The 24602-nt window shown below is 56.5% G+C and carries 20 protein-coding genes; 12 read left to right on the top strand and 8 right to left on the bottom strand.

The genetic code is table 11. From position 1 onward, the window contains the following. Positions 1-49 precede the first annotated feature (49 nt). The 3 genes from iolG to AC6I8A_RS18200 all read left to right on the top strand — a co-directional run bounded on the left by iolG (position 50) and on the right by AC6I8A_RS18200 (position 3459). Positions 50-1063 (top strand): bifunctional inositol 2-dehydrogenase/D-chiro-inositol 1-dehydrogenase, encoded by a 1014-nt coding sequence (gene iolG / locus AC6I8A_RS18210; RefSeq protein WP_256697695.1) that lies wholly within the window; start codon positions 50-52, stop codon positions 1061-1063. Positions 1064-1128: 65 nt separating this feature from the next. Beyond that, positions 1129-2025, top strand: coding sequence for a myo-inosose-2 dehydratase (gene iolE, locus AC6I8A_RS18205; RefSeq protein ID WP_256697694.1), 897 nt, complete (start codon positions 1129-1131; stop codon positions 2023-2025). 126 nt (positions 2026-2151) lie between these two features. After that, positions 2152-3459 (top strand): IS4 family transposase, encoded by a 1308-nt coding sequence (locus tag AC6I8A_RS18200; RefSeq protein ID WP_265303508.1) that lies wholly within the window; start codon positions 2152-2154, stop codon positions 3457-3459. Positions 3460-3537: 78 nt separating this feature from the next. Here the strand turns inward: AC6I8A_RS18200 and glpD are convergent, their stop codons facing one another. After that, entirely contained in the window at positions 3538-5046 is a 1509-nt protein-coding gene (gene glpD / locus AC6I8A_RS18195) for a glycerol-3-phosphate dehydrogenase (protein ID WP_497818869.1), read from the bottom strand. A gap of 228 nt (positions 5047-5274) precedes the next feature. Here glpD and glpE point away from each other — a divergent pair, with 228 nt between their 5' ends. The 5 genes from glpE to malQ all read left to right on the top strand — a co-directional run bounded on the left by glpE (position 5275) and on the right by malQ (position 11941). Continuing rightward, a complete protein-coding gene (glpE, locus tag AC6I8A_RS18190) occupies positions 5275-5601 on the top strand; it encodes a thiosulfate sulfurtransferase GlpE (protein ID WP_008107933.1) in 327 nt (108 codons plus the stop codon). 32 nt (positions 5602-5633) lie between these two features. After that, positions 5634-6458: a rhomboid family intramembrane serine protease GlpG gene (glpG, locus tag AC6I8A_RS18185; protein ID WP_265302755.1), complete on the top strand. Its 825-nt coding sequence runs from the start codon at positions 5634-5636 to the stop codon at positions 6456-6458. 42 nt (positions 6459-6500) lie between these two features. Further along, positions 6501-7259 carry a DeoR/GlpR family transcriptional regulator gene (locus AC6I8A_RS18180; RefSeq protein ID WP_008107931.1) on the top strand — a complete coding sequence of 253 codons (759 nt, stop codon included), beginning with the start codon at positions 6501-6503 and terminating at the stop codon, positions 7257-7259. 171 nt (positions 7260-7430) lie between these two features. Beyond that, on the top strand, positions 7431-9836 hold the full coding sequence (gene malP / locus AC6I8A_RS18175; protein ID WP_497818868.1) for a maltodextrin phosphorylase: 2406 nt from the start codon (positions 7431-7433) through the stop codon (positions 9834-9836). Between the two features lie 50 nt (positions 9837-9886). Then, the gene (gene malQ / locus AC6I8A_RS18170) at positions 9887-11941 is read left to right on the top strand and encodes a 4-alpha-glucanotransferase (protein WP_497818867.1); all 2055 of its coding nucleotides are present in this window, start codon (positions 9887-9889) and stop codon (positions 11939-11941) included. Positions 11942-11980: 39 nt separating this feature from the next. Here malQ and nfuA read toward each other — a convergent pair whose 3' ends face one another. Both nfuA and gntX read right to left on the bottom strand, forming a co-directional pair. After that, positions 11981-12556, bottom strand: a complete 576-nt coding sequence (nfuA, locus tag AC6I8A_RS18165) for a Fe-S biogenesis protein NfuA (protein WP_008107927.1) — start codon at positions 12554-12556, stop codon at positions 11981-11983. A 58-nt stretch (positions 12557-12614) separates the two neighbouring features. Further along, on the bottom strand, positions 12615-13292 hold the full coding sequence (gntX, locus tag AC6I8A_RS18160) for a DNA utilization protein GntX (RefSeq protein ID WP_497818866.1): 678 nt from the start codon (positions 13290-13292) through the stop codon (positions 12615-12617). 35 nt (positions 13293-13327) lie between these two features. On the opposite strand from gntX, the gene bioH reads away from it, so the two are divergent. Continuing rightward, entirely contained in the window at positions 13328-14098 is a 771-nt protein-coding gene (bioH, locus tag AC6I8A_RS18155; RefSeq protein ID WP_497818865.1) for a pimeloyl-ACP methyl ester esterase BioH, read from the top strand. On the opposite strand, the gene AC6I8A_RS18150 is transcribed toward bioH, so the two are convergent. Together AC6I8A_RS18150 and AC6I8A_RS18145 are read right to left on the bottom strand one after the other, a co-directional pair. After that, entirely contained in the window at positions 14082-15767 is a 1686-nt protein-coding gene (locus AC6I8A_RS18150) for an alpha-amylase family glycosyl hydrolase (protein WP_497818864.1), read from the bottom strand. The two genes, bioH and AC6I8A_RS18150, sit on opposite strands and share 17 nt — an antisense overlap. Positions 15768-15883: 116 nt before the next feature. After that, positions 15884-18211 (bottom strand): Tex family protein, encoded by a 2328-nt coding sequence (locus AC6I8A_RS18145; RefSeq protein ID WP_372340040.1) that lies wholly within the window; start codon positions 18209-18211, stop codon positions 15884-15886. 192 nt (positions 18212-18403) lie between these two features. On the opposite strand from AC6I8A_RS18145, the gene greB reads away from it, so the two are divergent. Further along, positions 18404-18892: a transcription elongation factor GreB gene (greB, locus tag AC6I8A_RS18140; protein WP_256697685.1), complete on the top strand. Its 489-nt coding sequence runs from the start codon at positions 18404-18406 to the stop codon at positions 18890-18892. Between the two features lie 66 nt (positions 18893-18958). Here greB and yjbE read toward each other — a convergent pair whose 3' ends face one another. Continuing rightward, entirely contained in the window at positions 18959-19201 is a 243-nt protein-coding gene (gene yjbE, locus AC6I8A_RS18135) for an exopolysaccharide production protein YjbE (protein WP_497818863.1), read from the bottom strand. Between the two features lie 500 nt (positions 19202-19701). On the opposite strand from yjbE, the gene ompR reads away from it, so the two are divergent. Both ompR and envZ read left to right on the top strand, forming a co-directional pair. Next, positions 19702-20421: an osmolarity response regulator transcription factor OmpR gene (gene ompR, locus AC6I8A_RS18130; RefSeq protein WP_001157751.1), complete on the top strand. Its 720-nt coding sequence runs from the start codon at positions 19702-19704 to the stop codon at positions 20419-20421. Next, positions 20418-21782 carry a two-component system sensor histidine kinase EnvZ gene (gene envZ, locus AC6I8A_RS18125; RefSeq protein ID WP_256697681.1) on the top strand — a complete coding sequence of 455 codons (1365 nt, stop codon included), beginning with the start codon at positions 20418-20420 and terminating at the stop codon, positions 21780-21782. The genes ompR and envZ overlap by 4 nt, the downstream gene beginning before the upstream one ends. A gap of 36 nt (positions 21783-21818) precedes the next feature. Here envZ and pckA read toward each other — a convergent pair whose 3' ends face one another. Both pckA and hslO read right to left on the bottom strand, forming a co-directional pair. After that, complete coding sequence (pckA, locus tag AC6I8A_RS18120) at positions 21819-23438, bottom strand: phosphoenolpyruvate carboxykinase (ATP) (RefSeq protein ID WP_497818862.1); 1620 nt, start codon at positions 23436-23438, stop codon at positions 21819-21821. A gap of 274 nt (positions 23439-23712) precedes the next feature. Next, positions 23713-24585, bottom strand: a complete 873-nt coding sequence (hslO, locus tag AC6I8A_RS18115) for an Hsp33 family molecular chaperone HslO (RefSeq protein WP_497818861.1) — start codon at positions 24583-24585, stop codon at positions 23713-23715. Positions 24586-24602 lie beyond the last annotated feature (17 nt).

Genomic DNA, 24602 nt, shown 5'->3' with positions numbered 1-24602 from the left:
TGAAGTATGAAGGGGATACTTATCCGACTCTACATCTACAGGTGTAACTATGACGCTCAAACTCGGTGTAATTGGTACCGGTGCAATTGGTCAGGAACACATTCGTCGCTGCAATAACGTTTTGCAGGGTGCGAAAGTGGTGGCGGTTTCTGATATCAACGTGGAAGGTGCGCGCGCTGCGCTGCAACGTCTGAATATCGAAGCCGAGGTTTATCAGGATGGTCATCAGGTGATCAACTCGCCAGATGTTGACGCTGTGCTGGTGACGTCCTGGGATCCGACCCACGAAGAGTTCACGCTGGCGGCCATCGCGGCCGGCAAACCGGTGTTCTGTGAAAAGCCGCTGGCGCTGAGCGCTGAAGGTTGCCGACGCATTGTTGATGCCGAGATCAAACACGGTAAACGTCTGGTGCAGGTTGGCTTTATGCGCCCGTACGATACCGGCTATCGCGCGCTGAAAAAAGTGATTACCGACGGTGAAATCGGCGAGCCGCTGATGCTGCACTGCGCGCACCGCAACCAGAGCGTCGGTGAGAATTACACCACCGACATGGCGATCACCAACACCCTGATTCACGAGCTGGATGTGCTGCGCTGGCTGACGGAAGACGACTACAAAACCGTGCAAGTGGTGTTCCCGCGTACCACCTCGAAGTCTCACGCCAAGCTGAAAGATCCGCAAATCGTGCTGTTTGAAACGCAGAAAGGCATCCGTATTGACGTGGAGATCTTCGTTAACTGCGCGTACGGCTACGACATTCAGTGTGAAGTGGTGGGCGAAGAGGGCATCGCGAAGCTGCCGGAGCCTTCGGCGATCCAAACGCGCAAAAACGCGCGTCTCGGCGTGCCGCTGCTGACCGACTGGAAAGATCGTTTCATCGATGCGTATGACGTTGAGCTGCAAGCGTTTATCAATGACGTGAAAGACGGCCAGCTGACCGGACCTTCTGCCTGGGATGGTTTTGCTGCTTCCGTGGCCGCCGATGCCTGCCAGAAAGCGCAGAACAGCGGCGCAATCGAGCCGGTTACCATGCCGCCGCGTCCGGATTTCTACGCCAAATAACTGAGCTGTGCGCTAAATACTCCTCGGCGGCTCAGCGGCCGCCTCTGTGAATCAGGGACAACAAGATGAACAAAGACAACGTAAAACTGGCGATTGCGCCAATCGGCTGGACCAACGACGACATGCCGGAGCTGGGCAGCGAAAACACCTTCCAGCAAACCGTCAGTGAAATGGCGCTGGCAGGCTTTACCGGTAGCGAAGTGGGCAGCAAATACCCGCGCGATCCGGCGATTCTCAAGCCGATGCTGGATATCCGTGGTATTCAGATCTGCAACGCGTGGTTCAGCACCTTCTTCGCCAACGGCGAAAAAGCGAAAACCATCGACGAATTCACCAATCACATGAACTTCCTGCATGCGATGGGCGCGCGGGTGATTGGTTGCTCTGAGCAGAGCAAAAGTATTCAGGGCACCACGCTGGCGGTGCTGGAGCAGAAGCCGATTTTCACGGATGAAGAGTGGCGCTTAACGGCGGAAGGCTACAACGAACTGGCGGAGATCGCCGCGAAGAAAGGCATGCGTTTGACGCTGCACCATCACATGGGCACCGGCATCCAAACGCCAGCTGAGATTGATCGCTTTATGGAAATGACCAATGAGAATGTTGGCCTGCTGTACGATACCGGCCACATCTACTATTCCGAAGGTTCACAGCAGGCAATGCTGGATGTGCTGACCAAATATCTGCCGCGTATTTTCCATGTGCATCTTAAAGATGTGCGCGACAGCGTGGTGGCGGAAGTGCGCGAGAAATCGCTGTCGTTCCTTGATGGCGTGAAGAAAGGTACTTTCACCGTGCCGGGCGATGGCGTGATCGATTTCAAACCGGTGTTCAAAATCCTCGACGATTACGGCTATAAAGGCTGGATGGTGGTGGAAGCGGAACAGGATCCGGCGCTGGCCAATCCGTTCGAATATGCAGTGAAAGCGCGTAAGTACATTCGTGAGAATGCGGGTTTGTAAACGAGTAGACATTAAAAAGGTCGCCATGAATGGCGTAATGCCGATCAGTTAAGCCCGAAATGATCGGTTGAACGATCCTCCAGTTCTGCAAAAATCCGTAATCTCACAGGAATTACGGATTTTTTTATGTTACTCAGTCAGGCTCTCGATGCCGTTCTTAACTTTACGCCCAAAGAGTTCTCCGCGCTCTCCGATCTGCTCTCGCCTGAACTCATCGACGAATGCCTGGCTGATACTGGTATCGTGACCGTGCGAAAACGCCGTCTTCCAATGGAGATGATGGTCTGGGCCGTTACCGGCATGGCCCTGTTCCGCTCGCTTTCCATGAACCAGATTGTTTCTCATCTGGATATCGTTTTGCCGGGCAAGCGCCCATTCGTCGCGACCAGCGCGGTTGTGCAGGCGCGTCAGCGGCTCGGAGAAGACGTGGTCCGCCGGGTCTTTGAAAAGTCACGCCAGCTCTGGTTTGATAAAACACCGCTGTCACACTGGAACGGCCTGACACTGCTGGCGGTCGACGGCACGCTGTGGCGGGCCCCCGATACGCCGGAAAACGATAAGGCCTTTGGGCGGACGGCAAATGCACACAGTCAGTCTGACTGGCCTCAGCTGCGCATGGTCTGCCAGATGGAGCTGACAAGCCATCTCTTATCGGGCGTGAGCTTTGGCAGCGTGACCGAAACCAGCGAGGTTGATCTTGCGGCACAACTGGTGGGACAGACGCCGGATCACTCGCTAACGATCCTGGATAAAGGCTTCTATGCGCCCGGCTTCCTGCATTACTGGCAGACCTCGGGGGTGGAAAGACACTGGATGCTACCTCTGCGCAACGATGCAAAATACCGTGTTCTGCAAAAACAGGGCTCAGGCAGCGAGCTGATAGAACTGGACCTGTCGTGGCAGGCGCGTAAAAAATGGAAAGATGTGCCGGAAACGCTGACGGCGCGACTGATAAGCAAAAAGGTTAACGGGAGAGTGGTGAAAATCCTGACGTCAATGTGCGATCCATTGCGATATCCGGGAGGGGATATCGTTGATCTTTATGGACATCGCTGGGAAATAGAACATGGCTTCCGGGAGATGAAGCAGCATCTGTTGAACAACGAGCTCACGCTGAGAAGCAAAACACCGGAACTGGTGAAGCAGGAGTTATGGGGCGTTGCGCTGGCGTATAACCTGCTGCGTTTTATGATGGCGCAGATGGCCTATAGCCTGAAAAACGTGGAGCCTTATCAGCTGGGGTTTAAGCAGGCGGCACTGTACCTGACAGGTCAACTGAGACTCCTGCCTGCGGTAGCGCCGGGAAAAATTCCGAGAATAATAGATGAAATAATGGCGATGGCGGGAAGCTTCGTGCTGCCAACCCGGCGGACGAGACATTATCCGCGAGCGGTGAAAAAGAAGCCGAAACGCTATGCGTTCCGGCATGATTAAGTCTTAACTGACGAGCATTACGCCATGAATGGCGACCCTACGTAAACGGGGCGTCATTTACGACGCCCCGTTTTTATATTATGACGCTAACGACAACGCCGGTTTCTGTGCGTTAACCGCCAGCCACTCAGCAATGCGCGCCTGCTCGGCGGCGCTCAGCCACATACCTTGTTTGGTACGACGCCAAATCGCATCATCCAGCTCGCGCACCCATTCGTTTTTCACCAGGTAACGCAGCTCGGCTTCATAGAACTCGTGACCGAAGTTCTCGCCCAAATCGTCGATGCTCTTCGCGTCTGCCAGCAGCTCTTCGGTGCGGCTGCCGTAAGTACGGGCAAAGTGACGCGCCATACCTTCGCTGATAAACGGATAGCGACGACGCAGGCCAGCGGCGTAATCATCGCGTGAACCGGAGAAATCACCGCCCGGCAATACCGCGTTTTTGGTCCATGCTGGGCCGATGTTCGGGTAGTACTTGGTCAGTTTCTCCAGCGCATGTTCCGCCAGCTTGCGATAGGTGGTCAGCTTGCCGCCGAATACCGACAGCAGCGGTGCCTGGCCGTTGTCGTCATGCACATCCAGCGTGTAATCGCGGGTGATGGCCTGCGGTGAGTCCGATTCGTCATCGCACAGCGGGCGCACGCCCGAGTAAGTCCAGACGATGTCATCTTTGCTCAGCTGTTGTTTGAAATGTCCGTTGAACACCTTCAGCAGGTAGCTGATTTCGTTGTCATCGATCTTCACGTCTTTCGGATCGCCTTTGTACTCCACGTCGGTGGTACCGATGATGGAGAACTCATCCATCCACGGAATGACAAACACGATACGGTTATCTTCGTTCTGCAGGATATACGCCTGCTTTTCGCGGTGAACGCGCGGCACCACAATGTGGCTGCCTTTGATCAGACGAATGCCGTATGGCGATTTCAGCTTCAGGCCATCGTCGAAGAACTCTTTTACCCACGGACCGGCCGCATTGACCAGACCTTTAGCGCGCCAAGCGTAGGTTTTGCCGGTATCAATGTCTTCGGCTTCTACCATCCACAAACCGGCTTCACGCCAGGCGCGGGTCACGCGAGTGCGGGTGCGAACTTCGCCGCCCTGTTTTTCCACTTCCTGCGCATTGAGAACCACCATGCGCGCATCATCAACCCAGCAGTCAGAATATTCGAATCCGCGCGTGATCTCCGGCTTGAGGGCCGAATCCGCGCCAAAACGCAGGCTTTTACTGCCCGGCAGCGTGGTGCGTTTGCCGAGGCGATCGTACATAAACAGGCCCATGCGGATCATCCACGCTGGACGCAGATGCGGACGGTGCGGCAGACGGAAACGCATCGGAAAGGCGATATGCGGCGCCATTTTCAGCAGCACTTCACGTTCTGCTAAGGCTTCGCCTACCAGGCGGAATTCATAGTGCTCAAGGTAGCGCAGGCCGCCGTGAATCAATTTCGAGCTGTTGGAGGAGGTTGCACAGGCCAAATCCCGCGCCTCCAGCATCAGCACCGACAGTCCGCGTCCTGCAGCGTCCACTGCAATGCCGGCTCCGTTAATGCCGCCGCCGATCACGATCAGGTCTTTGGTTTCCACGTCATCTCCTCCGATGTTCGGAATAGTTCTAAAATGTTCGTTTTCGAGCGTAATAATAATCGGAAACCAACATCGACGCCAGCGGTTAACTGAATAAAAACATTTTTGCGTGATATAGCTAACATTCCGACAGGAAAAAAATCACATAACCCTATAAGTTGTCAGGTTATCGCGGCGGCTTCTCAGGTTAAACTAGGCGCTAATTGTGACCAAGTAATGAGAGACACCATGGAAACCTTCGAGTGTATTAATGTCCTGCAGGCGCAAGAGCATCTGGCACAAGGTGCGCAGCTGGTGGATATCCGTGATCCGCAGAGCTTTATGATGGGCCACGCGGCGGGCGCGCAGCATCTGACCAATGACAATCTGGCGGATTTCATCGCCAACGCGAATCAGGCATTGCCGGTGCTGGTGATGTGCTATCACGGCAACAGCAGCAAAGGAGCGGCGCAGTTCTTGCTGGGCCAGGGATTCAGCGCAGCGTACAGCATTGACGGCGGATTTGACGCCTGGCGCGCGGCATTCCCGGCGCAGGTTGCCCTCGGCGACGCCTAAGCCCATCGCATAAGGAAGGAGAGCACCGCATGATGCGCATCACCCAGTTTAACAATCCGCGCATGGCGCAGGCGTTTGTCGACTACATGGCGACACGCGGCGTGACGTTACGCATTGAACGCGAAAGCCACTTCGTCATCATGTTGGATGATGACAGTAAGTTTGAGATGGTCGAAAACGAACTCGCGCAGTTTGTGCGCGATCCCAACCATCCGCGCTATCAGGCTGCCAGCTGGCATAGCGGCAGCACCGAAAGTGGCTTGCGCTACGAGCGCACCCACATCTGGTCGAGCATTCGCGAACGCGCAGGTCCGCTCACCATGACCCTCATGATCGCCTGCATCGCGGTGTTTATCCTGATGCAGATCGTTGGTGATGATGTGGCGCTGGATTGGCTGGCGTGGCCAGCGGACTCTTCGCAATATTTCCAGGTGTGGCGCTGGTTTAGCCATGCGCTGCTGCACTTCTCGCTGCTGCACATCCTGTTCAACCTGATGTGGTGGTGGTATCTCGGCGGTGCCGTCGAGAAGCGTCTCGGCAGCGGTAAGCTGTTTGTGATTATGCTGATCTCCGCGCTGCTGACCGGCTGGATGCAGGCCAAGTTTAGCGGCGTGCTGTTTGGTGGCTTGTCGGGCGTGGTTTACGCGCTGATGGGTTACTGCTGGCTGCGCGGCGAGCGCGATCCCGAAAGTGGTATTTATCTTGAGCGCGGCCTGATTGGCTTCGCGGTTGTCTGGTTGGTGATTGGCTGGTACGGCGCATTTGGTCTGTCGATCGCCAACGCCGCGCACGTCACCGGCTTGCTGGTGGGCTTAGCGATGGCATTTGTTGATACGCGTAAGATTACGCGTCGTTAGCAGCACCAATAAAAGAAGCGGCTAAGAGCCGAGGAGAGAGATGTGAAGCAGACGCAACGTCATGACGCCATTATCGATCTGGTCCGGCGTCAGGGATATGTCAGTACCGAAGAGCTGGTGGATCACTTTGAAGTTAGCCCGCAAACCATTCGGCGTGACCTGAACGACCTGGCCGATCAGAACAAAATTATGCGCCATCACGGCGGGGCGGCGCTGCCGTCCAGCTCAGAAAACACCGCATGGCAGGATCGTAAGATGATGTGGTCGGCGGAGAAAGCGCGTATCGCCGAGCGTGTGGCGAGCCAGATCCCTGATGGCGCCACGCTGTTTATTGATATCGGCACCACGCCGGAAGCGGTGGCGCATGCGCTGCTCAATCACAACAATCTGCGCGTCGTCACCAACAACCTCAACGTAGCGATTCTGCTGATGGCGAAACCGGATTTTCGCGTAATTATCGCTGGCGGCGAGGTGCGCACGCGCGATGGCGGCATCATGGGCGAAGCGACGCTGGACTTCATTTCGCAGTTCCGACTCGATTACGGCATTCTCGGTATCAGCGGCATTGATATGGATGGTTCGCTGCTGGAGTTCGATTATCACGAAGTGCGCACCAAACGCGCCATTATCGAAAACTCACGCTGTGTGATGCTGGTTGTGGATCACTCGAAGTTTGGCCGCAATGCGATGGTCAACCTCGGCAATATGAGCCTGATTGATTACATGTATACCGATCAAAGCCCGCCGGCCAGCGTGCTGAAAGTGATTGAGCAGCACGAAGTTCACCTCGAATTGTGTTGATCGCGTGGTAAACGGTCGCCATGAATGGCGACCGTTCGACACCCAGCGTGCACGATTTTTTTCCGGTACTGACATTTCCCTGTCGCTTTTTTCTGCGGCCCCAGCTTTACTTATCCATTCACCTCTTGCGCTCGCCCCGGCTTTACCGTTAACGGACACGAAGGGATTGATATGTCGCAGCAAAAATTCAATAAAACACGTTTCGACGCCGCTCTTACCCGCCAATGGCAACATCTTGGACTTACGTCCGCCCAGCAAATGACACCGCACCAATGGTGGCAAGCGCTGAGCAGCGTGCTGGCAGAAATGCTGGCGACGCAGCCACCTGCGCCAGCCAAACAAGGGCAGCGTCACGTCAATTATCTGTCGATGGAGTTTCTGCTGGGGCGTTTGACCGGCAACAATCTGCTTAATCTTGGCTGGTACAACGAGGTGCAAGCCGCGCTGGCGGAACATCAGATTGAGCTGAGCGAACTGCTGGAAGAGGAGGTGGATCCGGCGCTCGGCAACGGCGGATTGGGGCGCTTAGCCGCCTGCTATATGGATTCAATGGCGACCGTCGGCCAGGCCGCGATGGGCCACGGCCTCAACTATCAATACGGCCTGTTTCGCCAGAGGTTTGCCGACGGACAGCAGCAGGAAGCGCCGGATGACTGGCAGCGTGATCGCTATCCGTGGTTCCGCCATAACGCCGCGCTGGATGTGCAGGTTGGCCTTGGCGGCAAGGTCAAAGAGAATCACGATGGCAGCATCCTCTGGCGACCTAAAATTCACCTCAAAGGCGAAGCCTGGGATTTGCCGGTGGTGGGTTATCGCAACGGCATCACGCTGCCGCTGCGACTGTGGAAAGCCTGCAGCGCGCAGCCGTTCGATCTCACCGCGTTTAACAACGGTCAATTCCTGCAGGCCGAGCAGCAAGGCATCGACGCCGACAAGCTGACCAAAGTGCTCTATCCCAATGATAATCATGCCGAAGGTAAGCGGCTACGCCTGATGCAGCAGTATTTCCAGTGCGCCTGCGCGGTGGGCGATATTTTGCGGCGCCATCATCTCGCCGGGCGCGCCATTCGCACTTTGCCCGATTTCGAAGTGATCCAGCTTAACGACACGCATCCTACCATCGCCATTCCAGAGATGCTGCGCGTGCTGTTGGACGAGCATCAATTGAGTTGGGACGATGCGTGGCACATCACCAGCCGCACCTTTGCCTACACCAATCACACGCTGATGCCGGAAGCGCTGGAGCGTTGGGATGAGAAGCTGGTACGTGACCTGTTGCCGCGCCATATGTTGATTATCCGTGAGATTAATCGCCGCCTGAAAAAGGTGGTGAAGCAACAGTGGCCGGATGACAAAGCCACCTGGCACAAGCTGGCGGTGGTGGCTGACGGTCAGGTGCGCATGGCGAATCTGTGCGTGGTGAGCTGTTTCGCCGTCAACGGCGTGGCGGCGCTGCACTCCGAGCTGGTGGTGAAAGATCTGTTCCCGGAATATCACCGGCTGTGGCCGAATAAATTCCATAACGTCACCAACGGCATTACGCCGCGCCGCTGGTTAAAACAATGCAACCCGCTGCTGTCGACGTTGATTGATGACAGCTTGCAGGTTGAGTGGGCCAACGATCTCGATGCGCTGGCGTGGCTGGCACCGTTTGCCCGCAAAAAAGCGTTTCGTCAGCAGTTCCGCGACATCAAGCAGCAAAACAAGCAGCGCTTAACGCTCTACATCAAGCGCGTGACCGGCATTGATATCAATCCGGATGCGCTGTTTGACGTACAGATCAAGCGGCTGCACGAGTACAAACGTCAGCACCTCAGTTTGCTGCATATGCTGCACTGCTATCGCCAGCTGCGCGATAACCCGGATAACCCCGACTTTGTGCCGCGCGTGTTCCTGTTTGGCGCCAAAGCCGCGCCCGGCTATTACCTCGCTAAAAACATCATCTATGCCATCAACAAAGTGGCGGAGGTGATTAACAACGATCCGCGCGTCGGCGACCGCCTCAAAGTGGTGTTTATCCCGGATTACCGCATCACCGCCGCAGAGTTGATGATTCCGGCCGCCGATCTCTCCGAGCAGATTTCTACCGCCGGTTATGAAGCGTCCGGCACCGGCAATATGAAGCTGGCGCTCAATGGTGCGCTCACCATTGGCACGCTGGACGGCGCTAATGTGGAGATTGCCGAAGCGGTGGGCGCGAAGAATATCTTTATCTTCGGCAACAGCGTGGACGAAGTGAAGGCGCTGAAAGCGGGCGGCTACAGTCCGAAAAAGCTGCGCAAACAGAATCCTTATCTGGATGGATTGCTGAAGGAGCTGGAGAAGGGCAAGTTCAGCGACGGCGATAAGCACGCGTTTGACTTGATGCTGCAGAGCCTGACCAAAAATGGCGATCCCTGGCTGGTGCTGGCTGACTTTGATGCCTACATCGCCGCACAGCAGCAGGTGGAAGCGCTGTGGAAGAATCAGGACGCCTGGACACGCGCGGCCATTCTGAATACCGCACATACTGGCCGTTTCAGTTCTGACCGCTCGATTCGCGATTACCAGCAGCGGATTTGGCAGACGGCACGATAATCGATATTTCGGTCGCCATGAATGGCGACCCTACAAATTTCGGAGAAGCAATGACGCTTAACAAGCTGGATCAGGCGGCACAGGATGCTGGCATTTCGCTGCGCTTTATTAATGCGCATGGCGAGTCGGAAACTATCAGTGATGAGACCAAACGCGCGTTGCTGGCGGTCATGGAAACGCCCACCGGCAAAGCGCCACCGCTGCCGCCGGTGCAGGTCTTTGCCGCACGCAGCAAACGCCAATTGACGCCACAAGGCAGCGGCACTTTTTCCTGGCAGCTGCAAACCGAACAGAGCAAAAGCTTCAGCGGCGAGGTGCAGGGCGGCGAATTGCTCACGCTGCCGCCGCGTCTGTCACAAGGTTATCACCTGCTCACATTGCGCAAAGGCCGCCAGCAGTGGCAGACGCGCATTATCATCGCGCCGCGACGTTGCTTTATCCCCGAATCCATCGAGCAAGGCGAGAAACTGTGGGGCGCGCTGGTGCAGCTTTACACGTTGCGATCGGATGACAATTGGGGCATCGGTGATTTCGGCGACTTAGCGCACATGCTGGAGAAGGTCGCCGATTATGGCGGTGATTTTGTCGGCCTCAATCCTTTGCATGCGCTTTATCCTGCACAGCCAGAAAACGCCAGTCCTTACAGCCCAACCTCGCGCCGCTGGCTCAACGTGTTGTATATCGACGTTAATCGGCTGGAAGATTTCCAGCGCAGCCAGTCAGCCCAGCGTTGGTGGGCAAGGGCGAAAACACGCCAGGCGCTGGAGCAAGCGCGCGCGGCCGAGTTTGTCGATTACAGCGCGGTGGCCGAACTGAAATTGACCGCGCTGCGCTTTGCCTGGCAGCGCTTTCAGCCTCGCGCCGCTGACGATGCTTCGTTCCAGCAATTTATCGTCGAGGGCGGCGATCATCTGCGTTATCAGGCGGCGTTTGATGGCATTCTTGCCGAGCGCAGCCAGCAACATCCCGATGAATGGGGCTGGGCGAACTGGCCGGAAGGCTGGCGCAACGCCTTGTTGCCGGAGGTGCAGCAATGGTGCGCGCAGCACGAAGATGAGATTCAGTTCTGGAGTTGGTTGCAGTGGGTAGCGCAAGAGCAGTTCGCCATCTGCTGTCAGATCAGCCAGGAACTTGGTATGGAAGTGGGATTATATCGCGACCTGGCGGTCGGCGTGGCGCAGGGTAGCGCGGAAACCTGGCAGGATCCGGAGCTTTACAAGCTTGGTGCATCCGTCGGCGCGCCGCCGGATCGTCTCGGTCCGCAGGGACAAAACTGGAGTTTGCCGCCGCTCGATCCGCATGTGATGCGCGCGCGTGGCTATCAGCCGTTTATCGATCTGCTGCGCGCCAACATGCGCGACTGCGGCGCACTGCGCATCGATCACGTCATGGCGTTGCTGCGTTTGTGGTGGATCCCCTACGGCGAAAGCGCGGATAAAGGCGCTTACGTGGCGTATCCGGTGCACGATCTGCTGGCGATCCTCGCGCTGGAGAGTCAGCGCCATCGCTGCATGGTGATCGGCGAAGATCTCGGTACGGTGCCGAAAGAAATCGTCAGCCTGCTGCGCAACAGCGGCATTTTCTCGTGGAAAGTGTTGTTCTTCGAGCAGCACGGCGATGGCAGTTACCGTCAGCCGCACGAGTATCCCGTACAGTCGATTGCCAGCGCCAGTACCCACGATTTGCCGACGCTGGCGGGATTCTGGGGATTTAAGGATCTTTCTCTGGGGCACAAACTGGGCTTGTACAAAGAGAGCGTGTTGATTCCCTTGCTGGGAGAAAGGGATAAACAAAAACAGGCGCTGTTGGATGCGCTGCATCAGATGAATACGTTGCCTGCACGCCAAAGTAAAGTGGCCAGCCGAGTATCCTTCACACCGCTACTCAATCGCGGCTTCCACCGCTATCTGGCGCGAACAAACAGCGCATTATTGGGGCTGCAACCAGAGGATTGGCTGGCTATGACCTCGCCGGTTAACGTGCCGGGCACGGTAGATGAATATCCGAACTGGCGGCGCAAGTTAAGCGTCACATTAGAAGAGATGTTCAGAGGAAAAGTGCCGGGCTTGCTAACTGCGGTCAATACAGGGCGCAGGAAGCGTTAGAGAACGCGCGGCAGCGTCGGGTCGCTGCCGCGTGCTAAATCAGTAGTACGAGTGTTCGCCGCGCTGGTGCTCGGTCAAATCACGCACGCCTTTCAGCTCAGGGAAGGCTGCCAGCAGCTCTTTCTCGATGCCATCTTTCAGCGTCACGTCGATCATCGAGCAACCGTTGCAGCCACCGCCGAATTGCAGAATGGCGATGCCGTCATCGGTGATTTCCATCAGCGATACGCGACCGCCGTGGCCAGCCAGCTGCGGGTTAATCTGCGCTTGCAGCAGATATTCCACGCGTTCCACCATCGGCGCATCGTCAGAGACTTTACGCATTTTGGCGTTTGGCGCTTTCAGCGTCAGTTGCGAACCGAGGTTGTCGGTAACAAAGTCGATTTCTGCGTCATCAAGGTACGGTGCGCTCAGCTCATCAACATAGGCGGACAGTTTTTCGAACTTAAATTCGGTATCAGTCGCTTCTACTGCATCGGGTGGGCAGTAAGAAACACCGCATTCTGCGGTTGGCGTACCCGGATTAATGACGAATACGCGAATCTGAGTGCCATCTTCTTGTTTGGACAGCAATTTTGAGAAGTGCTCTTGCGCAGCATCAGTAATAACGATCATGGCGATTGCTCAATAGTTGACTAAATTACTTGGTTATAATACGCCCAACACCGACGCTCTACAAGGTACGGCACAGGCAACCAATGTGTACGCTGGCCGCGCCTTGCGCCAGCAGGATGCGGCTAATTTCCGCCACGGTACTTCCGGTCGTCACAACATCGTCGATAAGCAGGATATGGCGTCCGCGCACCGGTATTTCAAGGCGAAAGGCACCGCGCAGATTCTTTTTGCGCGCGCTGGCGCTCAAGGAATGCTGGACTGCGCCGTGTCGTATACGCTTGACCCCTTCGCGATATTCACAGCCCAGCCAGCGAGCCAGCGGTTTTGCCAGCAGCGCCGCCTGATTGTAGCCGCGTTGCCAGGCGCGCCGACGATGCAGCGGTACGCTCAGCACCAAATCTACACGCGGCAGTCGGTAATCACGACGCATTGTTAACAATTTTAACAAAATCAGCCGCGCCAGCATCACTCTGAGTGCGGTTACGCGAGAAAACTTCAGCTGCTGCACCCAATCACTCAGCGGCGGCAGGTAATCGCTGACGCAGCTTAAGCTCTGCCACGGCTGCGGGCGACGCAGGCAGCGCCCGCAAGGTTGTGTTCCGCTGGCCGGTAATCCGCAGCATGGACAGAGTTCCGGCAGGCGCGGAATTTGCTGCACACAGCGGCTGCACAAACCGTGGCTGGCAATCTGTAGCGGCAGGCGGCATAGCCAACACAGTGCCGGGATTGGTAGCATAGCGACCTCCTTTTCACTTTTCCGGAGTGTAACCGATGAGTTCGCTTTACTGGCACACCACAGGCACGGGCGATCGCGATCTTGTGCTGCTGCACGGCTGGGGTTTGAATGCCGAAGTGTGGCAAAACATGATTCCGCGACTCAGCCCGCATTTTCGCCTGCATCTGGTGGATCTGCCGGGCTTTGGCCGCAGCCAGGATTTTGGGCCGCTGACCTTAGCGGAAATGGCGCAACAGTTGTTGCCACAGTTACCCGATCGCGCAGTGCTGCTCGGCTGGTCGCTGGGCGGATTAGTTGCTAGCCAGCTGGCGTTAACCCAGCCGCAGCGCGTTGCAGCGCTGATCACAGTCGCCTCATCGCCGTGTTTTACCGCACGTGATGAATGGCCGGGGATTAAGCCCGAAACGCTGCAAAGTTTTCAGCAGCAGCTGAGTACTGATTTCCAGCGCACCGTGGAGCGTTTTTTGGCGCTGCAAACCATGGGCACGGAAAATGCGCGGCAGGATGCACGCCAGCTGAAAGAGGTGGTTTTATCGCAGCCGATGCCGACGGTTGAGGTGCTGGAAGGGGGATTAGAGATTTTGCGTCAGGATGATCTTCGTGTCGCGCTCGACGATCTGCCGCTGCCGTTCCTGCGCATTTACGGCTATCTCGATGGGCTGGTGCCGCGTCGTATTGCAGAGGAACTGGATGCTCGCTGGCCAGATTCATCCTCGGTGGTAATGGAGAAAGCCGCACATGCCCCTTTCATCTCTCACCCGGATGAATTTACGCAACTGATAATAGAGTTTACCGCAGCCACATGAACTGCCATGCAGCCAGCGTCAAAGGCTGGCTGCCATCCAGCTTATCCCCGCTAATCACATCCTGCACAAGCCGCGTCAGCGGTAATTGCGTCGTCACCTCATGACTGCTGAGATTAAACACGCACAGCAAACCCTCTTCGCTGTCCGGCTGATGGCGACGCAGCACCAGCAAGGTATTCTCGCTCTCCAGCAGCGTCATCGGGTTATCGGGATGAAATGCGGATTGTCGGGTACGTAGCTGAATCAGTGCGCTAAGGCGTTCATACACCTGCTGACGTAGCGGATTGCCGCCGCTGATCCACTGCTCCATTTCATGCAGGTCGTATTTCTGACGATTGATGGCGCGGTTGTGACCCGCCGCGCGCACGCCGTCGTTATCGTTGCGCGAGCCGAGAATGCTTTGAATGTAGATCGCCGGTACGCCGGGAAACGACAGCAGAATCGCATGCGCCAATAGAAAGCGACGCAGTCGCGTGTCATCGTCATCGTCTTGCTGATTCAGCGCATCAAAATAGGTGACGTTGATTTCGTATGGGCTGGTGGTGCCATCTGCATTGTTCTTGTACGAGACCAGCGCGCCTTCCAGCGCCAAATCACGCACCAGAGCCACAATCTCCACTTCCGACAAAATGCCGCGTGCCGGATTGAGTCCAATACCGTCGTGCGAGGCGAGAAAGTTAAAGAAAGTGGTGGTGCCGCCGCCCAAATCCAGCGTGCTGGCCCACTGACGCAGCGCACGTGCCGATCCGGAATGAATGGCGTGCAGCACCAGCGGCGGCAGCGAAAACTGATACACCATTTGCGCTTCATCTTTGCCGTTGCCGAAATAGCTGATGTTGTCTTTATGCGGCACGTTGGTTTCGGTGACGATCACCGTGCCGGGCGCGACTTCATTGGCGATGGCGCGAAACAGCTTCACCAGCTGATGCGTTTTCGGCAGGTGAATGCAGTTAGTGCCCGGCGTTTTCCACATGTAGCCGACCGCGTCGAGCCGCACATAATCCGCGCCTTTGATCAGGTAATCGAGCAGCACATCAACCATGCGAATCAGCACTTCCGGATTGCCAAAGTTGAGGTCGATTTGGTCGGCGCTGAAGGTGGTCCAGATATAGCGTGTTTCGCCGTTGGCCATTGCAAACGGCGTCAGTAGCGGCGAGGTGCGTGGACGCGTCACCGCGCTAAGATCGGTGGCGGGCGGCATGCTGATAAAGAAATCATCCCAACCGGGATCCAGCGCCATAAAGTGCTGAAACCAGCGGCTGTGCGCCGACATGTGGTTGCAGACAAAATCAAACATCAGGCGCGTCTCGCGGTGCAGTGCGCTGATGTGCTGCCAGTCGCCGCAGATCGGATTGACCTGGTGATAGTCGATAACCGAGAAGCCATCGTCCGAAGAGTAGGGAAAAAACGGCAACAGATGCACCAGGCTGAAAGTGGATTGCAGATGCTGCTGATAAAAACGCGAGAAGCTGGCGAGGGTTGGCTGTTCGGGTTCACGGAACTGATCGGCGTAAGTGATCAGCACCACATCTTTCTCATCCCAGTGCGCCTTGCGCGGCAGTTTAACCGTATCGCGCGCGGCACGAATGTGCGAAAGCAGGCGTTCACGTGCCGCGACCGGAAAGCTGCCGTGATAAATCTCATCGATTAAGGCGTTGATAATATCCATTGGATCGCAGGGCCACGCGGCAGGTCATTTTTTCAAAGCGTAGATGGACGAGCAGATTTATCAAGGCGGTATGCGCGCGGAGACGGGATGTCTCCGCGCGTGTTTAAGGCAGGAACTTAACGTTTTTTGAAGGCGGCGGCGAGCGCATCACCCATGGCGCTGTTGCCCGCCGGAGCGCTGGCCGGTTTGCCACGGCCTTTGTTGTTGGCTGCCGGGCGAGCGTTTTCTTTGCCCGCGCTGCGGTTGCCGCCGCCGCGCGCATTACTTTCACCGGGCTGCTCATCCAGACGCATGGTGAGCGCAATACGCTTACGCTGCATATCCACTTCCATCACCTTCACTTTGACGATATCGCCCGCCTTCACCACCTGATGCGGATCTTCAACGAACTTGTCGGAAAGGGAAGAGATGTGCACCAAACCATCCTGATGCACGCCGATATCGACGAAAGCACCGAAGTTGGTGACGTTGGTGACGGCGCCTTCCAGCACCATGCCCGGCAGCAGATCGTTAAGCGTTTCCACGCCTTCAGCAAATTGCGCGGTTTTAAACTCCGGACGCGGATCGCGGCCTGGTTTTTCCAGCTCTTTGATGATGTCTGTAACCGTTGGCAAGCCGAAGCGCTCATCGGTGAAGTCGCGTGCATTGAGATCGCGCAGACCGCCTGGATTGCCCATCAACTCATTCAGCGCCTGCTCGGTGGCGGCCAGAATGCGCTCGACCAGCGGATAGGCTTCCGGGTGCACGGTTGAGGCATCCAGCGGGTTGTCGCCGTGGTTGATACGCAGGAAGCCCGCGCACTGCTCAAAGGCTTTCGGCCCGAGGCGGCTCACCTTCAGCAGTTGCTGACGGTTCTGGAAGCGGCCATTTTCATCGCGCCAGCTGACAATATTCTGCGCCATCATGCGGGTCAAACCGGCCACGCGGGTGAGCAGCGCCACAGATGCAGTGTTGAGATCGACACCGACGGCGTTCACGCAGTCTTCCACCACCGCATCCAGCTTCTTCGCCAGCTGGCTTTGGCTGACGTCGTGCTGATATTGGCCTACACCGATCGATTTCGGATCGATCTTCACCAGCTCGGCGAGCGGGTCCTGCAGGCGACGTGCGATGGAAACCGCGCCACGAATCGACACGTCGAGATCCGGGAACTCCAGCGCCGCCAGCTCAGATGCGGAATAGACCGATGCACCGGCTTCGCTGACAATCACTTTCTGCGCGTTGATTTGTGGGAACTGCTTCTGCACGTCGAGGAAGAAACGCTCGGTCTCGCGCGAGGCGGTGCCGTTACCAATCGCCACCAGTTCAACCTGATGTTTCGCGCACAGCGCGGCCACGGCCGTCGCCGCTTTCGCCGCCTGACCAGTATGCGGGTAAATAGTATCGGTCGCGACCAGCTTGCCGGTGGCATCCACCACCGCAACTTTCACACCGGTACGCAAGCCCGGATCGAGGCCCATGGTGGCGCGCATGCCGGCAGGCGCGGCCATCAGCAGATCGTGCAGGTTACGGGCAAACACGTTGATGGCTTCATCTTCGGCGCGTTCACGAATAGTGCCCATCAATTCGGTTTCGAGGTGCAGCAGCACTTTGATGCGCCAGGTCCAGCTCACCACCGCTTTACGCCAGCTATCCGCCGGTGCGTTATTCAGGCGCAGCTTGAGGTGTTCGGCAATCAGCGTTTCGCCATAGCTTTCACGCGGGGCTTCGTCGAACTGCGGATCGGCATTCAGCGACAGCTGCAGCACGCCTTCGTTGCGGCCACGGAACATCGCCAGCGCACGGTGCGACGGGACGCCGCTCAGCGCTTCGTGGTGATCGAAGTAGTCGCGGAATTTCGCGCCTTCTTCCTCTTTACCTTCCACCACGCGTGCTACCACATGCGCGTTCTTCCACAGATATTCACGCACTTTCGCCAGCAGCGTGGCGTCTTCGGCAAAGCGCTCCATCAGGATATAGCGCGCGCCATCCAGCGCAGCGCGCACGTCGGCGACACCTTTGTCGGCATCAACGTAGCTGGCGGCCAGCTGCTCCGGATCCTGCGATGGATCCTGCCACAGCGTGTCGGCCAGCGGTTCCAGACCGGCTTCAATGGCGATCTGTCCGCGCGTACGGCGCTTCTGTTTGTACGGCAGGTAAAGGTCTTCCAGCTCGGTTTTATTCAGCGTGCTGTTGATGGCGGTAGCGAGTTCAGGCGTGAGTTTGCCCTGTTCGTCGATGGATTTCAGAATCGACTGGCGACGATCGTCCAGCTCGCGCAGGTAACTCAGACGGCTCTCCAGCAAACGCAGCTGGGTGTCATCGAGTCCGCCGGTCACTTCCTTACGATAACGTGCGATAAACGGCACGGTGTTCCCTTCATCAAGTAAGCGAACGGCAGCATCAACCTGGTCGGCGCGTGCCTTCAGCTCGCCTGCGATAATCTGGCTCAGTGAATCTTTCATCATCATTAACAATGCTTACACAGGGTTGGAAATAGCGGACAGTTATACGGAATGAGGCCGAAAATTGCCAGCCGGTGGCCCGTGAATCCGTCTTTTTCTGAATGCAGCGCGCGCAATCTTGCTGATGGTCAATCGGTCGCTTATTGTTAGCCTCTTTGCTGCGAAGAACCGCCGTCACCACGAGTTGAAGTCATGAAAACCCAACTGATTACCCGCGAAGGCTATAACAAGCTGCGTGCCGAACACGACCATTTGTGGAATGAAAAGCGTCCGGAAGTGACCAAAATCGTCTCATGGGCGGCCAGCCTCGGCGATCGCTCCGAAAACGCCGATTACACCTACAACAAGCGTCTGCTGCGCCAGATCGATCGCCGGGTGCGCTATCTGCGCAAATGCCTCGCCGATCTGAAAATTGTGGATTACGCGCCGCAGCAGGAGGGCAAAGTGTTCTTTGGTGCCTGGGTGCGAGTGGAGAATGAGCAGGGCGATGTGAAGCGCTTCCGCATTGTTGGCCCGGATGAAATTTATGGCGAGACGATGAAAGAGTACATCTCAATTGATTCGCCGATGGCGCGCGCGCTGATCAAGAAAGAAGTGGATGACGAAGTGGTGGTCAACACGCCGGAAGGGCAGAAGTTGTGGTTCGTTAACAGCATTGAATATGTGAAAGAGACGCCATAGCGGGGCGTTATGAATGGTCTGCTAAGGGTGAAGCGGTCGCCACGAATGGCGACCCTGCGATTGACATTATTTACCGGCTTGGGTTGCGGTGGTGGTTGAGGTGCCGCTGCCGCCTCTATCGCCGCCGCCCATGGTCGCCAGCGCCACGCCGAGCAGTGCGCCCACGGCGCCAACACCGATCGCGTCTGAGTTACCTTTCGCCGTGGTGGATGCTTGCGCGCCAGCTGCTTCGCCTGCACTGGTCGCCGCCTGAACCTGAGTGAAGCTGGTCAGTACCAGTGCGCCCAGCAGAATTAGGTTTTTTTTCATTTTTCTCTCTCCACATGAACTCAATAGCCGCAGTGTCAGAGATCGCGTGGTGAGAAGAAAGGGCTGTTTATTGCCTGATTTATCAGCCTTTATTTAATGCTGGTCTTGTTTGTTTTCGTCGTGGAATTGTTCCGAGAGCAGTTGCGGGGCCGAAAGCGAAATCACGGGATTTTATGCTGTCCTCCGCACACTGAAAGCGTATTCCACACCATCACCTTAAGCCAAATCGCCCTGAGCGCCTCGCTGGCGGCGGGATTTTTTGTCATGAACCAGTAACAGAAAGAAAACGCGCCAAATTTTCAGATGAGCGCTAAGCGGCTTGAAAGCACAGATAAAAAACGCGAAGCGAAGCGCATTTCAGGGCTAAAAATAAATATAAGCTGCTGTTTAATATGCTTTGTAACAATTTCGGCTAGAATATAAACCATTAATGACTGTCACACTGAGGCCTCTTTTTTTAACAATATTGGCTCAGGCAATGGCGCCTTTGGGAGTTGAACATGCAAGAGAACTACAAAATTCTGGTCGTCGATGATGATATGCGTTTGCGTGCGTTGCTGGAGCGCTATCTCACCGAGCAGGGCTTTCAGGTGCGTAGCGTTGCCAACGCCGAGCAAATGGATCGACTGTTAACCCGCGAATCCTTCCACTTGATGGTGCTTGATTTGATGTTGCCGGGCGAAGATGGTTTGTCTATCTGCCGCCGTTTGCGCAGTCAAAGCAACCCGATGCCGATTATCATGGTCACCGCGAAAGGCGAGGAAGTGGATCGTATCGTCGGTCTGGAAATCGGCGCGGATGACTACATTCCAAAACCGTTTAACCCGCGCGAGCTGCTAGCGCGTATTCGTGCCGTATTGCGTCGTCAGGCCAATGAGCTGCCAGGCGCGCCATCGCAGGAAGAAGCGGTTATCGCTTTCGGTAAGTTCAAGCTGAACCTCGGCACCCGCGAGATGTTCCGTGAAGATGAGCCAATGCCGCTGACCAGCGGTGAGTTTGCCGTGCTGAAAGCGCTGGTCAGCCATCCGCGTGAGCCGTTATCGCGCGATAAGCTGATGAACCTGGCACGTGGTCGTGAATACAGCGCCATGGAACGCTCCATCGACGTACAGATTTCGCGTCTGCGCCGCATGGTGGAAGAAGACCCGGCGCATCCACGTTACATTCAGACCGTTTGGGGTCTTGGCTACGTATTCGTTCCGGACGGCAGCAAAGCATGAGGCGATTGCGCTTCTCACCCCGCAGTTCGTTTGCCCGCACCTTGTTATTGATTGTTACCTTGCTGTTCGTCAGCCTGGTAACAACCTATTTGGTGGTGCTCAATTTCGCCATTCTTCCCAGCTTGCAGCAGTTCAATAAGGTCCTCGCGTACGAAGTGCGTATGTTGATGACCGATCGGCTGCAGCTGGAAGATGGAACGCAGTTGGAAGTGCCGCCGGCCTTCCGACGCGAAATTTATCGTGAGCTGGGCATCTCGTTGTATACCAACGCGGCGGCGGAAGAGAGCGGTTTGCGCTGGGCGCAACATTACGAATTTCTCAGTGAGCAGATGGGCCAGCAGCTGGGCGGTCCCACCGATGTCCGTGTCGAGGTGAATAAAAACTCGCCGGTGGTGTGGCTGAAAACCTGGCTGTCGCCAGATATCTGGGTGCGCGTGCCGCTCACCGAAATCCATCAGGGCGACTTCTCACCGCTGTTCCGCTACACGCTGGCGATTATGCTGCTGGCGATTGGCGGCGCCTGGCTGTTTATCCGTATTCAGAACCGACCCTTGGTGGATCTGGAGCATGCGGCGTTACAGGTTGGTAAAGGCATTATTCCGCCGCCGCTACGTGAATATGGCGCGTCGGAAGTGCGTTCGGTGACGCGGGCGTTTAACCAGATGGCGGCCGGTGTGAAGCAGTTGGCTGACGATCGTACCTTGCTGATGGCGGGGGTCAGCCATGACTTGCGTACGCCGTTAACGCGTATTCGTCTCGCTACTGAGATGATGGGCGAGCAGGATGGTTATCTGGCGGAGTCGATCAACAAAGATATCGAAGAGTGCAACGCGATCATCGAGCAGTTCATCGATTATCTGCGCACCGGTCAGGAGATGCAGACCGAACGCGCCGACCTGAACAGTGTGCTGGGCGAAGTGGTGGCGGCAGAGAGCGGCTACGAGCGTGAAATTGAGAACGCGGTGATGTCCGAGGAGTTGATGCTGGATATCAACCCGCTATCCATCAAGCGCGCGCTGGCGAATCTGGTGGTCAACGCAGCGCGTTATGGCAACGGATGGATTAAGGTCAGCAGCGGCAAGGAGCTGAACCGCGCGTGGTTCCAGGTGGAAGATGATGGTCCGGGCATCGAGCCGGATCAGCTACAGCATCTGTTCCAGCCATTTGTGCGCGGCGACAGCGCGCGCAGCACCAGCGGCACCGGCCTCGGTTTAGCGATTGTGCAGCGTATTATCGATGCGCATGAAGGTTCACTGGAGATTGGTGATAGCGATCGCGGCGGATTACGGATTCGCGCCTGGTTGCCGATTCCGGAAGGTAATAGCAGTACGGCGGTGGTGAGTATTAATCATAGTGCGTGATACCCGGCGGGCATTTATGCCCACCGGGTTTTCACATTACAACTGCGGACCCGCCTGAACTAGCGCTTTACCCGCATCGTTATCAGTATACTTCTCAAAGTTCGTCATAAAGCGCTGCGCCAGATCCTGCGCGGCATGCTGCCAGGCCGCTTCTGTCGGCCAGCTGCGGCGCGGATCGAGAATCGCGCTATCCACCTGCGGCAGAACTTTAGGCATCTGCAGGTTGAACACCGGCAAGGTTTCAGTCTCAACCTCATCCAGCTCACCGGCCAGAATCGCGTTGATGATGGCGCGCGTGTCTTTCAACGAAATGCGCTTGCCGCTGCCGTTCCAGCCGGTATTCACCAGATACGCCTGCGCACCTGCCGCTTCCATCCGCTTCACCAGCACGTCGGAATATTGCGTGGGGTGCAGCGTCAGGAACGCCGCGCCGAAACAGGCGGAGAAGGTGGGCGTTGGCTGCGTAACGCCGCGCTCGGTACCGGCCAGTTTGGCGGTAAAGCCAGACAGGAAGTGATATTGCGTCTGTTCCGGCGTTAAGCGTGAAACCGGCGGCAGTACGCCAAAGGCATCAGCGGTGAGGAAAATCACCCGCTTCGCATGGCCCGCTTTGGACACCGGCTGCACGATGTTTTCGATATGCTCAATCGGATACGAGACGCGGGTGTTCTCGGTCTTGCTGCCGTCCGCATAATCCACGCTGCCATCAGCGCGCACCACCACGTTTTCCAGCAGCGCATCGCGACGAATCGCGCGGTAGATTTCCGGCTCCGCCTGCTCAGACAAGTTGATGGTTTTGGCGTAGCAGCCACCTTCAAAGTTGAACACGCCATCGTCATCCCAGCCGTGTTCGTCATCGCCAATCAGCTGGCGATCCGGATCGGTGGACAAAGTGGTTTTGCCGGTGCCGGACAGGCCGAAGAACACCGCTACATCGCCCGCTTTACCGACGTTAGCCGAACAGTGCATCGAAGCGATGCCTTTCAGCGGCAGCAGGTAGTTCATGATGGCGAACAGACCTTTCTTCATTTCGCCGCCGTACCAGGTGCCGCCAATCAGCTGCATGCGTTCGGTCAGGTTGAAGGCGACGAAGTTCTCGGAGTGCAGACCTTGCGCCTGCCAGTCTGGATTGGTGCACTGCGCGGCGTTCATCACCACGAAATCCGGTTTGAAGTCAGCCAATTCGGCTTCGCTCGGGCGGATAAACATGTTTTTAACGAAGTGCGCCTGCCAGGCCACTTCCATCACGAAGCGCACGCTGAGGCGCGTGTCGGGATTGGCACCGCAGAACGCATCGATCACAAACAGACGTTTGCCGGAAAGCTGCTGGGTGCAGCGATCTTTTAGCGCCTGCCAGGTTTCCTGTGACAGCGGCTGGTTATCATTTTTGCCGTTGCCGACATCGTTCCACCACAGCGTGTCGCGCGTGGTGTCATCCCGAACGATGTACTTATCTTTTGGCGAGCGACCCGTGAAGATGCCGGTATCCACGGCAATAGCACCGCTCTGCGTCAGAATGCCTCGCGCATAACCTTCCAGCTCTGGGCGAGTTTCTTCCTGAAACAGGGTGTCGAAATCAGGGTTATACACCACTTCGGTGGTGCCGCTGATGCCCATAGAGGCGAGGTCTTGCGATGTCAGGCCGTTAACGCGCATGTGACTGCTCCTTTAATCGGTATCTGTTACTGCATATTTTTTATGGGGTGATTCTGCTGCCTGCCTGCATAGCCACGCAGGGCAGATCGCGCGCAGTGTACTCTTCTGAGCACGGCGGAAAAGAGAAGATAGTCAGAAATGCGAGCTGGAACGTGACAAGTAGAGAAATCTGCCACTTATGAAACTAAAGTCAGCGTTATTTAGCTAATAACCGTGATAAATGATAGGGATACGTTCAGCAGGAAAGCGGGCGGATGAACCGCCCGGCAGATAATTAATGCACTTGATCGCTGTTGTTGGTTGGCGCGTTGCGAAGGGCGGCAATATCCACTGCATCGAACACGTAATGCGAATTGCAATAGTCGCAGTTCATGTCGATTTCGCCATCCTCTTCGAGGATTTCGTTTAATTCTTCCACTGGTAGCGTGCTCAGCACTTCGCCACAGCGCTCGCGTGAACAGGTGCACTTAAAGCTCACCGGCGTTGGGTCAAACACCGTGGCTTCTTCCTGATGGTACAGACGCCACAATACGTCGGTGGCGGGCAATTCGATTAACTCTTCGCTCTTCACGGTTTCGGTCAGCGTAGCGAGGTGATTGAAATCATCGAGGCTCGGCTCTTGCGCTGGCAGCACCTGCAGCAGAATACCGGCTGCGCCTTTGTCGCTGGTGCGAATAAACAGGCGCGTTGGCAGCTGCTCAGAACGCATGAAGTAATCTTCCAGACAACCCGAAAGCGTATGCGCTTCCAGGCCAACCACGCCTTGATAGCGCTCGCCTTTCTCTGGCGAGATGGTGATCACCAGATAGCCGTTGCCGACCATCTCTTTCAGGCTGCTGCCCGGTGCGATCTCCGCGTCTTCTTGCACGCGCGCCACGCCACGCAACTCCTGACGGTTATTACCGTTGATCACCGCCAGCGTCAGCGGACCGTCGCCCTGCAGCTGCACCGTGATATCACCGTCAAACTTCAGCGTTGCCGTCAGCAGGCTGGTGGCCACCAGCAGCTCGCCCAGCAAAGTTTTTACCGGCTCAACGTAGTCGTGATTTTCGACGATTTCACGCCAGGTTTCGGTCACATTTACCAGCTGGCCGCGCACGGCGACGTTTTCGAACAGGTAACGGTGCAGTTGATCGTTTGTAGACATAGTGTTTCTCTCGTTTG

This window comes from Pantoea sp. X-Soil-ISGK-275 (assembly GCF_059730795.1).
The sequence above is the reverse complement of the archived record's forward strand: the minus strand, read 5'-3'. Positions and strand labels throughout refer to the sequence as shown.

Bases quoted from the DNA above. Each gene is read 5' to 3' on its own strand.
- greB (WP_256697685.1), top strand. From the start codon at position 18,404: ATGAAAACCCAACTGATTACCCGCGAAGGCTATAACAAGCTGCGTGCC.
- ompR (WP_001157751.1), top strand. From the start codon at position 19,702: ATGCAAGAGAACTACAAAATTCTGGTCGTCGATGATGATATGCGTTTG.
- hslO (WP_497818861.1), bottom strand. From the start codon at position 24,585: ATGTCTACAAACGATCAACTGCACCGTTACCTGTTCGAAAACGTCGCC.
- AC6I8A_RS18150 (WP_497818864.1), bottom strand. From the start codon at position 15,767: ATGGATATTATCAACGCCTTAATCGATGAGATTTATCACGGCAGCTTT.
- pckA (WP_497818862.1), bottom strand. From the start codon at position 23,438: ATGCGCGTTAACGGCCTGACATCGCAAGACCTCGCCTCTATGGGCATC.
- yjbE (WP_497818863.1), bottom strand. From the start codon at position 19,201: ATGAAAAAAAACCTAATTCTGCTGGGCGCACTGGTACTGACCAGCTTC.
- iolG (WP_256697695.1), top strand. From the start codon at position 50: ATGACGCTCAAACTCGGTGTAATTGGTACCGGTGCAATTGGTCAGGAA.
- glpG (WP_265302755.1), top strand. From the start codon at position 5,634: ATGCGCATCACCCAGTTTAACAATCCGCGCATGGCGCAGGCGTTTGTC.
- malP (WP_497818868.1), top strand. From the start codon at position 7,431: ATGTCGCAGCAAAAATTCAATAAAACACGTTTCGACGCCGCTCTTACC.
- nfuA (WP_008107927.1), bottom strand. From the start codon at position 12,556: ATGATCGTTATTACTGATGCTGCGCAAGAGCACTTCTCAAAATTGCTG.
- AC6I8A_RS18200 (WP_265303508.1), top strand. From the start codon at position 2,152: ATGTTACTCAGTCAGGCTCTCGATGCCGTTCTTAACTTTACGCCCAAA.
- bioH (WP_497818865.1), top strand. From the start codon at position 13,328: ATGAGTTCGCTTTACTGGCACACCACAGGCACGGGCGATCGCGATCTT.
- AC6I8A_RS18145 (WP_372340040.1), bottom strand. From the start codon at position 18,211: ATGAAAGATTCACTGAGCCAGATTATCGCAGGCGAGCTGAAGGCACGC.
- iolE (WP_256697694.1), top strand. From the start codon at position 1,129: ATGAACAAAGACAACGTAAAACTGGCGATTGCGCCAATCGGCTGGACC.
- envZ (WP_256697681.1), top strand. From the start codon at position 20,418: ATGAGGCGATTGCGCTTCTCACCCCGCAGTTCGTTTGCCCGCACCTTG.
- malQ (WP_497818867.1), top strand. From the start codon at position 9,887: ATGACGCTTAACAAGCTGGATCAGGCGGCACAGGATGCTGGCATTTCG.
- glpE (WP_008107933.1), top strand. From the start codon at position 5,275: ATGGAAACCTTCGAGTGTATTAATGTCCTGCAGGCGCAAGAGCATCTG.
- gntX (WP_497818866.1), bottom strand. From the start codon at position 13,292: ATGCTACCAATCCCGGCACTGTGTTGGCTATGCCGCCTGCCGCTACAG.